Source organism: Rhizobium mayense (assembly GCF_030272705.1).
GTDB lineage: Bacteria > Pseudomonadota > Alphaproteobacteria > Rhizobiales > Rhizobiaceae > Rhizobium > Rhizobium mayense.
In genome coordinates, this window is the sequence record NZ_JARFYM010000003.1 from 198,353 (window position 1) to 210,705 (window position 12,353).

14 protein-coding genes, 3 tRNA genes and 1 pseudogene are annotated in these 12,353 nt (G+C 57.1%); 10 read left to right on the forward strand and 8 right to left on the reverse strand.

The genetic code is table 11. From position 1 onward, the window contains the following. Nucleotides 1–73: 73 nt before the first annotated feature. Nucleotides 74–1,267 (forward strand): M14 family metallopeptidase, encoded by a 1,194-nt coding sequence (locus tag PY649_RS06495; RefSeq protein WP_285867385.1) that lies wholly within the window; start codon nt 74–76, stop codon nt 1,265–1,267. A gap of 223 nt (nt 1,268–1,490) precedes the next feature. On the opposite strand, the gene PY649_RS06500 is transcribed toward PY649_RS06495, so the two are convergent. The 3 genes from PY649_RS06500 to PY649_RS06510 all read right to left on the reverse strand — a co-directional run bounded on the left by PY649_RS06500 (nt 1,491) and on the right by PY649_RS06510 (nt 3,177). Beyond that, nucleotides 1,491–1,565: transfer RNA gene (locus PY649_RS06500), tRNA-Glu, on the reverse strand. A 157-nt stretch (nt 1,566–1,722) separates the two neighbouring features. Continuing rightward, a complete protein-coding gene (locus PY649_RS06505; protein WP_285867386.1) occupies nt 1,723–2,472 on the reverse strand; it encodes a hypothetical protein in 750 nt (249 codons plus the stop codon). A gap of 264 nt (nt 2,473–2,736) precedes the next feature. Further along, nucleotides 2,737–3,177, reverse strand: a complete 441-nt coding sequence (locus tag PY649_RS06510) for a VOC family protein (protein WP_285867387.1) — start codon at nt 3,175–3,177, stop codon at nt 2,737–2,739. A gap of 197 nt (nt 3,178–3,374) precedes the next feature. Between PY649_RS06510 and PY649_RS06515 the strand changes: the two genes are divergently transcribed. From PY649_RS06515 to PY649_RS06525, 3 genes are all read left to right on the forward strand, one after another. Next, entirely contained in the window at nt 3,375–3,953 is a 579-nt protein-coding gene (locus PY649_RS06515; protein ID WP_028753855.1) for a cold-shock protein, read from the forward strand. 1 nt (nt 3,954) lies between these two features. Beyond that, complete coding sequence (locus PY649_RS06520; protein ID WP_285867388.1) at nt 3,955–4,464, forward strand: DUF192 domain-containing protein; 510 nt, start codon at nt 3,955–3,957, stop codon at nt 4,462–4,464. Between the two features lie 131 nt (nt 4,465–4,595). Then, nucleotides 4,596–4,672: transfer RNA gene (locus PY649_RS06525), tRNA-Pro, on the forward strand. A 119-nt stretch (nt 4,673–4,791) separates the two neighbouring features. Here PY649_RS06525 and PY649_RS06530 read toward each other — a convergent pair. The 3 genes from PY649_RS06530 to PY649_RS06540 all read right to left on the reverse strand — a co-directional run bounded on the left by PY649_RS06530 (nt 4,792) and on the right by PY649_RS06540 (nt 7,161). Continuing rightward, nucleotides 4,792–5,400: a hypothetical protein gene (locus PY649_RS06530; RefSeq protein ID WP_285867389.1), complete on the reverse strand. Its 609-nt coding sequence runs from the start codon at nt 5,398–5,400 to the stop codon at nt 4,792–4,794. Nucleotides 5,401–5,549: 149 nt separating this feature from the next. Next, nucleotides 5,550–6,281 carry an SOS response-associated peptidase gene (locus tag PY649_RS06535; RefSeq protein WP_285867390.1) on the reverse strand — a complete coding sequence of 244 codons (732 nt, stop codon included), beginning with the start codon at nt 6,279–6,281 and terminating at the stop codon, nt 5,550–5,552. A gap of 229 nt (nt 6,282–6,510) precedes the next feature. Continuing rightward, entirely contained in the window at nt 6,511–7,161 is a 651-nt protein-coding gene (locus PY649_RS06540; protein ID WP_285867391.1) for a hypothetical protein, read from the reverse strand. A 247-nt stretch (nt 7,162–7,408) separates the two neighbouring features. Here PY649_RS06540 and PY649_RS06545 point away from each other — a divergent pair, with 247 nt between their 5' ends. From PY649_RS06545 to PY649_RS06555, 3 genes are all read left to right on the forward strand, one after another. Continuing rightward, entirely contained in the window at nt 7,409–7,570 is a 162-nt protein-coding gene (locus tag PY649_RS06545; RefSeq protein WP_285867392.1) for a DUF3309 family protein, read from the forward strand. A gap of 204 nt (nt 7,571–7,774) precedes the next feature. Further along, nucleotides 7,775–8,080 carry an ETC complex I subunit gene (locus tag PY649_RS06550; RefSeq protein WP_283050236.1) on the forward strand — a complete coding sequence of 102 codons (306 nt, stop codon included), beginning with the start codon at nt 7,775–7,777 and terminating at the stop codon, nt 8,078–8,080. A 95-nt stretch (nt 8,081–8,175) separates the two neighbouring features. After that, nucleotides 8,176–8,252: transfer RNA gene (locus tag PY649_RS06555), tRNA-Arg, on the forward strand. A gap of 176 nt (nt 8,253–8,428) precedes the next feature. On the opposite strand, the pseudogene PY649_RS06560 reads toward PY649_RS06555, so the two are convergent. Both PY649_RS06560 and PY649_RS06565 read right to left on the reverse strand, forming a co-directional pair. Continuing rightward, a pseudogene (locus tag PY649_RS06560) lies at nt 8,429–8,611 on the reverse strand (AAA-associated domain-containing protein); the annotation flags it as partial. A 73-nt stretch (nt 8,612–8,684) separates the two neighbouring features. Beyond that, nucleotides 8,685–8,867 (reverse strand): hypothetical protein, encoded by a 183-nt coding sequence (locus tag PY649_RS06565; RefSeq protein ID WP_285867393.1) that lies wholly within the window; start codon nt 8,865–8,867, stop codon nt 8,685–8,687. A 6-nt stretch (nt 8,868–8,873) separates the two neighbouring features. Between PY649_RS06565 and PY649_RS06570 the strand changes: the two genes are divergently transcribed. From PY649_RS06570 to PY649_RS06580, 3 genes are all read left to right on the forward strand, one after another. Continuing rightward, nucleotides 8,874–9,125, forward strand: a complete 252-nt coding sequence (locus PY649_RS06570; RefSeq protein ID WP_285867551.1) for a response regulator transcription factor — start codon at nt 8,874–8,876, stop codon at nt 9,123–9,125. Nucleotides 9,126–9,690: 565 nt separating this feature from the next. Beyond that, nucleotides 9,691–11,175, forward strand: a complete 1,485-nt coding sequence (locus PY649_RS06575) for a lipopolysaccharide biosynthesis protein (RefSeq protein ID WP_285867394.1) — start codon at nt 9,691–9,693, stop codon at nt 11,173–11,175. Nucleotides 11,176–11,232: 57 nt separating this feature from the next. Then, nucleotides 11,233–12,243 carry a polysaccharide pyruvyl transferase family protein gene (locus PY649_RS06580; protein WP_285867395.1) on the forward strand — a complete coding sequence of 337 codons (1,011 nt, stop codon included), beginning with the start codon at nt 11,233–11,235 and terminating at the stop codon, nt 12,241–12,243. Nucleotides 12,244–12,353: the final 110 nt, after the last annotated feature.

Sequence of the window (12,353 nt, forward strand, 5' to 3'; positions counted from 1 at the left end):
CGGGAATATGCGACCGATGCGCATGCCGTGCCGTCGCATGAATGTTGCCTTTCACAACCATAAGGACCCCATCATGCCGGACAAGTCTCCAAAAGGTATCGATCGCCGCGATTTGCTAAAAGCATCCATCGCCACGGTCGGCGCCGCAGCCGCGCTCGCCGTCACCGCTGGTGCGGCAAATGCTGAGGACGCCGCGACACCAGCTGCCAATCCGTCATCAGGAACGGTTTATACTGGCGATGTTATCGACGGCAAAAAGGTCGTTAGCGCGCTCGACGTTAACGATCTGGAGCCTGGCAAGAAGCACTTTTTGTATTTCCAGGGTGTTGAGATGCCGACCGGACAGCACTGGTATGTGTCGGTGACGGTCGCCAAGGGAGCAAAACCAGGCAAGCGCGGCGTCCTGACCAGCGGCGTGCATGGCGACGAGATGAGTTCCATACATACGGTTCATGCCGTGATGAGCGAGCTCGACCCGGCGCAGATGTCGGGGACCGTGATGGCAGTCACGGATGTGTCCAGCCCGGCCCTGGAAGGCATGCAGCGCAGATGGCCCAACCAGGGCAGAGGCATCGATCTGATCGATATGAATCGCGAGTGGCCCGGGAACGAGAACGGCGCCACCGCACCCAGCCGACACGCCGGGCTTCTGTTCAACCGGCTGCTGCGGCCGAACGCCGACTTCTCTATCGACTTCCACACCGGGACAACAGGGTTTGAAGTGACCGCTTTCAATATTGGCGGCATGGATGTGCCCGAAGTCAAAGCGATGATAGAACTGTATCCCGTCGGCCAGATCTTCGACAATCATGTATATCCCGGTGTCCTGCACAACGCGTTTATGGACGTGGGCATCCCGTCCTTCACGCCGGAAATCGGCGCTGCGCGCGTCTTAGACCTCGAGATGATCCCGCTCTTCGTGGAAGGCACGATGAACGTTTTCAAGCATCACGGCATCGTTGCCGGGCCAATGGGTCGTACAGGCAAGGACGTGACCGTTTTTGTCGGCAACAGCGCGTTCCCGATCCTGGCCACTGCGGGCGGGCTCGTCGAGCATCTGGTCAAACTCAACGACAAGGTCGGGGCCGGGCAAAAGGTTGCCATCCAGCGCAATAGCTTCGGCGAGGTGATTGCGGAATATACAAGCGGCGTGTCCGGAGAGATAACGGGCCAGCGCAGCGATGCAATGTCAGAGCCCGGCAACCCCTTGGTATTTATCCTTTTCAACAAGCCGAAGTCGGAGGACGTCCAGGTTTATCCCGAGTAGCCGCCGTATCGACCGCGAGGCTGGTGATGCGGCTGTGGCCACTCACGGCTGCGTTGCCGGGAAACCGGATTCTCTCGCCGATACTTGCCTTGCCATGCATCGGACTTTTTCAACAATCTCGGATCATTGTCGTCAGTTCGGCTGGCGACAAGCGAGTTTCTGCGTAGGGCCGATAGCGAACCCCGTGTCCAGTGCCGAGTATTGTGCTGGGGTGGTGGAACAGTGGCACGCCCTAGGGGAGTCGAACCCCTCTTTACAGAATGAAAATCTGTCGTCCTAACCGATAGACGAAGGGCGCGTGCTGTTGTGTGGCGCGCTTATAGCGGGGTGATTTCATTACCGCAAGCGCCTATTTCGTTTTTTCTTGGAAAAAATGACAGAAGCATAACGTCGCGGCGAAACTTGAATAAACCTGCCTTAACAGGATGTTGCAGGAATTTGCGGAGAGGGCCGTCTTACAGACCCGCTCCGCTTTGCGCCTGTGTCAGCAGCGGCTTGGCATCTTGGCCCTGGCCCTTTGACGCTACGATATGGGCCAGCATCAATGCCTCCTTGCTGTCGATTTTCCGGGTATTGGAGCCGCGGGCAGGCATGATTTTCGAGGGCGTGGCGTCGGCGGTCGGCTTCATCGGGCTTCCCGATGCATAGGCGGCGTTGCGGATGACAGGCGGAGGGATCACCGCCTGGGACGTTTGGTCGACGGGCATGCCGCCACTGCTTGGCTGTGGCGTGACATTTTGCATCGCGCTAGGTGGCATGCTGTAGACGCTGCGCATGATCGGGGAGGGTCCCTGCGGTTGTCCGGCATCCGGCTGCGTGTTGGCCAGCGTACCATCAGGATTGACGGCAATCGGCGCTGGCGTCGAATAGATGCTGCTTCTATTGGCGTTGACCGCCGTCGGCTGGGTCACCAGGCCGGCAATGCCCGCCGGCGCGTCGGTGGCAACAGGCGGGGCGCCGGCCGGAGCCGCGGGGAAGTAGGATTGACTGCCCGTCTGCTGGGCAACCATCTGCGGCTGGGCGCGATGCAGGCTGTGGACCATCGGATCGCGATAGGCGACCTCCCCCTTTTGGCGCTTCGCCTCGGCTTTGGTGTTAAGGGCGTCCGCAAGCTGTTCGGCTGCACTCGGTTGCGGCGCGACCTCGGCCGCTTGTTTCGGCTTGTCGCCCGTCGTCGCGCAGCCAGCGAGCATTACAAATGACATGGCGACGGCAATAGCGCTTGCAAGCTTTTTATTGACGGATAAAATTGGCAGATCGCACAAAGGACGTTCCCCGCTGAAAAATTGGCACCGGAACGGCCTCTTGCGAGGGACGATGATGACGCGCGGCGCAGACTGGGAACGATGACCGCACGAAATCCGATGCATGATGCTTCGAGTCGTCCAAGCATGCCGGAGAGCGGGTATGACCGGCAAGCGCGAAACCGATGGCTCCGCGCGTGCCGTAAGCCTCGCGAAAGCTAGCGTCTACCAGGCGCCAGTATTGGGCAACGAAGCCCAGGGCTCGGCCGGAGCAAGATCGGCGCCCTTCTGCAGGATCTCAATGGAAATGCCGTCCGGAGACCGCACGAAAGCCATGTGACCATCGCGGGGCGGGCGGTTGATTGTAATGCCATTGTCCATAAGTTTCTGGCAGATTGCGTAGATGTCATCGACCTCATAGGCGAGGTGACCGAAGTTGCGTCCTCCGGTATACTCTTCAGGGTCCCAGTTGTAGGTGAGTTCCAGACTGGGGGCGCCGCGGCTTCGCGACGCGTCTACATCTTCGCTAGCAGCAAGGAAAACGAGTGTGAAACGGCCTTTCTCGTTTTCGTAGCGACGGGTTTCAGTGAGGCCGAATAGAGTGCTATAAAAGTGCAGCGAGGCGTCGAGATCGGTAACGCGGACCATGGTGTGGAGATAACGCATTCTATTTCCTCTCTAATGTTTGGGCTAAGACGATCATGAAACGAGACACCAGCTTCAGGCAAGACTTGGCGCAATAATCTGCGGATGGGAATAAACGAAAACTAGGACTTGCGCTTTTCCGTTACCAAGATGTTAATCTTGATTTCAAGGAATCAGTTAACCGTAACAGTGTGACGCGTAATCGAGGGCTGGCTAAGATGGGTGATAGAATTTCATCGAAGGGAATCGTCGACTTCGGAGAGATGTCGGGCGAAGCCGTCGAGCTCATCGAAATCTCCGGCGTCGTCAAATGGTTCGACGTCGCCAAGGGTTTTGGCTTCATCGTTCCGGACAACGGGATGCAGGACGTGCTGCTGCATGTGACATGCCTGCGTCGTGATGGTTACCAGACCATACTCGAGGGAACACGTATCGTTGCCCTGATTCAGCGTCGCGAACGCGGCTATCAGGCTTTCAAGATCCTCTCGATGGATCAGTCGACCGCCGTACATCCGTCGCAGATGCCGCCGGTACGTACGCATGTCCAGGTGACGGCCACGAGCGGCCTGGAGCGCGCCTTGGTCAAGTGGTTCAACCGCACCAAGGGATTCGGCTTCCTGACACGCGGCGAGGGCACGGAGGACATCTTCGTGCATATGGAAACCTTGCGTCGTTTCGGTCTGGCGGAGCTGCGGCCAGGGCAGGTGGTGCTTGTCCGCTTCGGGCCGGGTGAGAAGGGACTGATGGCTGCGGAAATCCATCCGGATGCGCCGAGCCCGGTGACGCGGCCGCATTGACATGACAAGTGTTACGTTTTCTGTCGTTTTGAAGAGCGCCGTCGTGGCGCTTTTTCTTGTCGGAGCATCCGCTCCCGCCATTGCAGCGCAAGCGACCAGCGAGAAATCGATGGCGTTCAATTCGGAACAGTTGTCGATCCAGACGGCCAAGGGCGCGACGCACAAATTCACTGTTGAATTGGCGTTGACCGAGCCGCAGCTCGAGCTCGGCCTGATGTATCGCAAGAGCATGCCGGCCGATCACGGCATGCTCTTCGATTTCGGTGAGCCGCGCCCTGTCATGATGTGGATGAAGAATACCGTGCTGCCGCTCGACATGCTCTTTTTGGACAGGAGTGGCGTCATTACGCACGTTCAGGAAAACGCCGTACCTTATTCGGAAGCGATCATCAGCTCCGAAGGGGCGGTGGCTTACGTCATCGAGCTGAACGCCGGTGCGGTCAAGAAACTCGGCCTTGCCGTCGGCGACAAGGTGACCAGCCCCACCATTTCCGCCAAGCTCGCCAAGTAGATTTTTCGTCGGGGATCAGCACTTCGACGCCATTTTAGCTGTTGCAGCGTGGAGATGAACCGTGTATCTCCGCACTCGTTCTGCAAAGCGGAGCAACACGATCTCCTAAGGGGGATTATGGCCTACGGGCACGGAGTGTAGCGCAGTCTGGTAGCGCATCTGGTTTGGGACCAGAGGGTCGGGAGTTCGAATCTCTCCACTCCGACCATAGATATCGTGTTGAAATGGTTGCGTTTTTCCAATTTCGTAAGCGACTATAAATCAGATCTATCTTTTTCTTTCGTACCGGCGCCTGCTTCCAAGTGACGGGATACCCGTCATCTGAAATCAACGTGCTGGGGCGCTAGCCTGTGCCGGATCGTAGCTGAACACATCCAAGGCTGTTGAAAACGGGTACTGCCATAACTTGTCAGGGTATCGGCGTTGAATTTTTCGCAGCCTTCCGTCAACGTTCGATATCCAAATGTCAGCCGGCGCTTCATAAGGAAAACTTCGCCAAATCGCGGAATAGTGACGTAACGCTTCCCCAATATCACTTTCTGTCCCGACGAACTTGCATGAATTCCAGAATGGTCCGCGCTGTCCAATCGTCCCAATCGTTCCCCGCCCGCTGCTTCGCCATTTGGTCGAAAAGGCATACTTTTCATATTGGTAAGCGTCCACGGCCCGAAACTCTGAATGCGGCTTTAGGGTGCCATCCGCTTTAACATTATATGTGATGTCGGCGACCTGCGGGCTGTTCCAAGTCTTAATGAACGCCTGATTTACCTCGTTGCACGAGAGGTCTTCCTGCAATGGGTTTCCGGAGGAAGTTGGTATTTTGGTGTTATGACCGGATGAAGGGTGGGTGCCGTTCGGCTCTGAAGCGGTGGTGGCGTGAGCGTCGAAAGATGCCGAACAGGCGCTCAATATTGCAATGGCAATGTACTTTCTCATTTATCCTCCAATAAACACGAGTCGATGTGGCGTTCCGTCATGCCCCAATCCTTATCGAACTCCGCTCCGGCAGTCGTTATAGCGCCAAAGGGCATCGCTCTTCGGTTTCATCTCGCGGACTTTGTCGATAAACCATAAGTGGGCGTCGCTCACAGCAATGGCGGCTCCGGATCGTCGTCGGACGGCTCTTCGATCGGCTCGATGATATCAGGCCTATCGTTTTTCGGCGAACCAACGTCCTTGCCGATCGGCCACATGGTTAAGAGCTCAGACGGAAACGGCTTCATGAGGTCATGGGGATCCGGTTCGAAGGAAAGCCAGCGCTCATAGTCCTCCGGATGCAGCATGACTGGCATGCGGTCGTGGATCGTCGCCATCAGCTCATTTGGCTGACAGGTGATAATAGCGAATGTCTTCCGCTCAATGCCGCTTTCCGGATCGCGTCGGCTTGCCCAGATGCCTGCGAGGGCGAAGGGCTCGCCTGACTTCATTGCGATAGCATAGGGCTTCTTGTTTTTGCCGGTTCCATAAATGTCCTTCCATTCGAAAAAGCCATTGATCGGCACCAGACAGCGTTTTGATTTGTAGGAATGCTTGAACATGCCGTTGGTCGAAATGCCTTCGGACCTTGCGTTGATCATCGGCCTGCCGGCATCCCTGGCCCACGCCGCAACAAAGCCCCAGCGCGCTGTCGCGAAGACCGGCCCCATAACGTCGGGTTCCTGGACGATCTCGCGGATGATGATCGGATAGTCCAGTTGCGGCGCCCCGTTATAACGGGGAAAACTGTTGGACAGCGGCTCGACATCACCGGGGCCGGCAAAGGCGAAGTTGGCAAGCAGTTCCCTCAGGGATGTTTGGATGTAGATGCGTCCACACACAATCTATCCTCCCCAAATAGATGTTGGCGCGCCGGGCGGTCGGCGCCACTCTATCATTTACCGTCACCTCGAATTCCGTCGTCAACGTTTTCACGGTCTTCACTGTGATGCGAAGGCCTCCGATCCGCTGTCGGCGGGCCGGTTCATCTGTCTCCGCATATGCATGGTGAACCATGGATGGCGGATTCGCCATCCATCAATGCGTTGCCAGCTGACGGATCGAGCGATGTTATTTAACCTGATCGGCGGTGACACCGAACACCACGTTTTTGCGCGTCGATTTCAGGGTTTCCTGCGCGCTTCCGTCATAGCCGCCATTACCAATCGTTATTTTGTCAAAGGGCGGGCGGCTATAAACATCTGCCTTCTTGGCTACCGCTACAGCGGAAGTGATATAGTAGGGCTTGTTTCGTGGCAGGATTGTTTCTCTACATGCTTTTGCGATGTTATTGGTAATGAGCTTCGTCGGATCGTCATCCGTGTTCATTGTTGACGTCGTGAAGCCCGTTACCTTTACCCTGGTGTATGGAACTCTGAGCGTCGTGACGCCGACACCAAAGTAAGCGCCTGAAAGATAGACTTGATCTTGCACAACCTCGTCCGGATCGGAGCTTGCGGATGTGAATGAAAGGGCTTTCAGCGCGTTTTGCTTCTTGAAGTCATTCTGACAAAGCTCATAGAATTTTCCGGCGGAATCCTGATGATAGATCCGGCCTGGCTTAAGGAGGTCGGGTGAAACGAGGGCGGTAGAGTACGCGCCGGGTCTTAATGCTTGAGACGCGGCGGTTTGACTTAGAAGTGGGTTCGGTTTCTGGATGACCTCGCCTGCACAAGACGTCAGCATCAATAGTCCAAAACAACTCATATAAAGCTTCTGCATCCAAAGACCCTCTTTTAGTGGCAAAGTATTTAGCGTGAATGATTTTAAACTATAGAGGGAAACGAAGTACTGATTCTGGTTGTAAGTCAATCGAGACTGCAGTGACGAAGAAGTAAACGCACATAAATGCAAAACGAACGCCAGCGCGAACACGAAGCTTCGCCCTTAACCAACACCTAAAGCGACATATTTTAAGAGGCGCTTCGGCGAGAGCTGGAATTTATTCGGTTGAACAAAGGAGGATGAAATGCTGCGCAATATCCTGCTGGTTATCCTGATCGTGGTCATGTTCGGCGCGTTGCCGTACTGGCCCTACATGGCGCCGCTTGGATTTGGCTATGGTCCCTCAAGCGTCGCACTCGTCCTGCTGGCCATTGTCCTAATGCTGGTGCGCATGAGGCGGATATAGAGCCTGTTGCCGGCGCCGAGTTGTGAGCGCGGATCGAGCAGGGTGGTATCGAATGGCTAAGGCAATGGGGCGCCGCCATTTTTGCTTGAAACTAAGGGGATTCGCAGCTAAGCAAAAATCCGTGTTGCTCGGCCTTCACGGGTCGGGGAAAGACGAAAGAAGCAAAAGGCGGGACTGTCCCGCTTACCCGGAGGCGCTGCAGCGATGCCTGCCAAGATTTACCGTCCCGCAAAAACCGCCATGCAGTCCGGCAAGGCCAAGACCCATTTGTGGGTTCTGGAATTCGACCAGGAAATCCCGCGCAAGATCGATCCGATCATGGGCTATACCTCTTCGGCCGACACGCGTCAGCAGCTCAAGCTGACCTTCGAGACGCAGGAGCAGGCCGAGGCCTATGCCCAGCGTAACGGCATCGAATATCGCGTGCTCGCCCCCAAGGATGCCAACCGCCAGGTGGTTTCCTACACCGACAACTTCCGTTTCAATCGTATCCAGCCGTGGACCCATTGAGTCCAGCGCGGATTGAATTCGGCGCCCATTGAGTTTGACGAAAGTTTCAGGCATGTGTTGTCAGCCGCGACACCTTCGCGGCGGCTTGGATTTCAGGCCCCTTAGCTCAGCTGGATAGAGCACCTGCCTTCTAAGCAGGTGGTCGCAGGTTCGAATCCTGCAGGGGTCGCCATGTCTTTCTTTGTCCATACCGAAGAGATGGGTAACAGAACGTACCTAAGACTTAGGTGACAACCTCGTGCCGAACGGGTTGTCGATGGTTTGCAAGGTCCTCTGTTCCAGGTCGATATATCCCAGATCATAATGCATCAAGCTGACGAGCCAAATGGCAGCGACCATCGCCCACAATCACTGGGGGTTCTCCAGGCTAAACATCTCCTTTTGCTCGTCATAGGCGAAGAGTTCGCCATAGCGGGCCTAGGAGATGATCGTCTTCAGGGTATCGTCCGCATAGGACTCGGTCATATAGTCTTCCAGTTCGTTGCGGAACCGTGCCGCCGGAGCCGTGTGGTTCGGGCGTTTGTCGAGCAAACCTTCTCCGCGAGCTTTGGGCGCAGGCCGATCCACACTCCGACCGGCACCCAGATCAGGGTGGCAAGCGCCATTAGAACGATGACGCGCAATAGAAGCCGTCGGCGACGGCCGTCGCCACATCCCACCGGCCTACGCTGGCCCTGAGATAATTGATACTGAAATAGGCGGACCATGCGGCGGCGCCAATCACCACCACCATCCAGTTCCCGTCCATGGTGCGGGAGGTAGCCCCAGTCTGCTCGATGCCATCCATCAAGGGATCGGGAATGATACCCTACGGCGCGCTGAAGACGGCGCCACCGCCGAACTTCGACACCGCTGGCTCGATCTCACTGCGGGCGAGCAAGAGGTCATGCGGCTTGTGGTCCGAGGTCTGTTGAACAAGCAGATCGCTGCGGCTCTTGGCGTGAGCGAGATCACGGTAAAGGTCCGGCGCGGCCAGGTCATGCGCAAGATGCGGGCTGGAACCCTCGCCGACCTGGTCAGGATTTCTGACCGACTAGGGGAATAGCTCGTGGGATTCCCGCATCTGCAATGCTTCAGGCGCGATCCTGCCAATTCTGGCTGCTGTCGCTGCGCAGAAGGATGTCCTCGTTCCCGCGGTGTTCGGCGTGTCGCTCGTCGTCCTCGAACCGTTAGGGGCCACCGGCGCCAAGGCCGGGGGCGCTCAGGCGCCCACGGTCCGAGTCGCCGTTTGGGGCGCCATAGTGATGGCCGTCACGGCCGGCATCGGCGCGTTGACCGGCAAATCCGTGTGAAGCACGCGAGCGCTGCCGCTTCCGGTATCGCGGCGGATCGATCGGCGAACTTTCCCATCCCCGCACACAAAAGGTTTAAGCCGCCGGCAAGATGATGCGAAAATGATACGAAAATGAACTGAAACTGACGCCAAAATGATCTGGAGCTGTTGACACGCGGATTCTGCGAACTAGTTCCCGCTCAGACGCAGGGGTCCGCCCCATCGATTACTGCCGTGCAAATCTTTACAACCGTCTCAATTCGTAAGGTATTGATACGGAAGGGGATATCTGTGCGCAAAATGACCGCGTCACAGCGTAATGGGACGTCAATATCGAATGACCAGCATCACCGGACGGCTCGTCAAGGGAAGCATGTGGTTAAGCCTTTCTCGGACGATCGTGAACGGGCTTGCGACACTCAGCACATTCGTACTGGCGCGGTATCTGGCGCCCTCTGATTTCGGCGTGGTCGCCCTCGGCATGACGATACTCTTGATCGTCACGACAGTGACCGAGCTCTCGCTTTCTGAAGCGCTAATCCGTCATAAGGCGCCGAGCGAATCTCATTTCAGCGCAGCATGGACCCTCAATGCCGCACGCGGGCTGGCGATCTGTATCCTGTTCGCGATCTTTGCTTATCCGACCGCCGTCCTGTTCAATGAACCGAGATTGACGGGCGTCATGCTGGCCCTTGGCGTCAGCATGCTGATGGGTGGTCTCACCAATCCGCGCCGCATCATGCTCCAGCGCGACTTGATCTTCTGGCAAGAATTCGTACTCGCCGTTTCGCAGAAGTTCGCCGGCTTCGTCGCCTCCGTCGCAATAGCGGTGATCTATCAAAGCTATTGGGCGCTGGTCATCGGCACTCTCATAAGCCAGGCGACGAATGTCATTGTCTCCTATCTGGTGCTGCCCTTCCGACCCAGGATCACCTTTCAGCATATGCGGGAGTTCTTCTCCTTTTCCGCCTGGCTCACTGCTGGCCAGATCGTCAGCACACTCAATTGGCGCTTCGATTATCTGCTGGTCGGCAAGATGCTCGGAGGGATCCAACTCGGCTATTATTCGGTGGGTAGCAATCTTGCCATGATGCCGACGCGGGAGGCGACTGCGCCTCTCACGCAGACGATCTATCCAGCCTTCGCAGGCATTCGCAATGACCCCGGCAGGCTTGCCGCTGCCTATCAGCGCGTGCAGGCGCTCGTTGCTGCGGTTGCGCTTCCCGCCGGCATCGGCGTTGCAGTGACCGCCGATCCGCTGGTCAGGCTCGCGCTGGGTGACAGGTGGACGCCGGTCGTTTTCATCATCCAATCACTTGCCTCGGTCTTTGCGCTGCAGACGCTGGGCTCGCTGGTGCAGCCACTTGGAATGGCGAAGGGTGAGACGCGGGTGCTGTTCGTCCGCGATACCCAGATGTTCTGCCTGCGGGTGCCGATCATGATCGCGGGTTTGATGCTGTATGGCCTGCCCGGAGTCATCCTGGGCCGTGTGTTCACCGGCTTGTTCAGCACTGTTGTCAACATGATGCTCGTACGCCGCTTCACCGGGGTTTCCGTGTTGAAGCAATTGTCCGTGAACCTCCGGGCGCTGGCAAGCGTCGCGGTGATGGCGGCCGGCGTCTCGCTCGCCTCGAGCCATTTGGCGTCCACGGACGACAAGTTCGTACTCGTGATGCACCTCTCAATACTGATCTTGCTTGGCGGCCTGCTCTACTGCGGCTCCACCTTCCTGCTGTGGATGTTGATGAAGCGGCCGGCCGGTCCTGAAACGGAGGTCCGAACGATACTCGGCAAAGTGTTGCCGAGACTACGCCTTGCCTGAAGAAGGTACGGCCGATCGAGGCTGGACTGCCTTGTCATCGAAAAGGGGAATGGGGAAATGACATTGCAATCAAATCAAACTTTGATCACGAAATTGGAAGGTATGATCCACGATTGCCTGAAAGACTACATCAGCCATGACGAGCCTTTGGCAATCCTCGACTTTCCCGACATCCGCAACTGCGGCGACTCGGCCATTTGGTTGGGCGAAATGGCCTATCTCGACAAGAGATACGGTAAGCGCCCGACCTATGTGTCGCGGATCTACGACTTTTCGGCTGAGCAACTCGAGCAAACCGTGCCGACCGGTCCGATATTCATTCATGGAGGCGGCAATTTCGGCGACATCTGGGATGCACATCAGGACTTCCGCGAACAGGTCCTGGAGCGGTTTCCTCATCGTCAGGTGATTCAGTTTCCGCAATCCATCCACTACAAGTCTCAGGCGCGCCTGGACGAAAGCGCGCGCGTCATCGGGCGTCATAAGCACTTCGTGTTGCTGGTGCGCGACGAGGAGTCGAAGGAGTTCGCGCTCAAGCATTTCGATTGCGAAGTGCGGCTTTGCCCCGATATGGCCTTCTGCATCGGCGCAATCCAGCCGGAGGAATCGGAATTTCCGGTGCTCGCCATGCTGAGATCCGATATCGAGAAGGTCGGAAATGCCGATCTTTCCGCCTATCCCGATATTCCGAAAGAGGACTGGACCACCGAATCCGCCAGGCGCGTGCGCGTCGCCAAAGCGCTTGGCGCGGCAACGGCTCTTCTGGCTCTCAAACCAGCCGAAATACGGCTGCGCAAACTCGACGCGGCAGCTCATAATCGGGTGCGCCGTGGCATCCGCCAGATCTCCCGCGGCCGCACGATCGTCACCGACAGGCTGCATGTCCACATTTGCTCGTTGCTGCTTGGACGCCCCCATGCCGTGCTGGATAACAACTACGGCAAGATACGTCGGTTCATGGCCGCATTTTCAGGTGATACCGATTTGGCATACAAGGCGACATCGCTCGACGATGGGATCGCCTGGGCACGCTCCAGGGCCGGTCAATCATTGTTGCCTGCCGCTTAGCGTGCAGCGCTTAGACTTGCATGTCGCCTCGATTGCATAGCCGCCGACGTGCAGCGGTATAGCAGGAGGGTGCGCCGCTCGCGCGTCGATCGCTGGCATCTGGGGCGCTG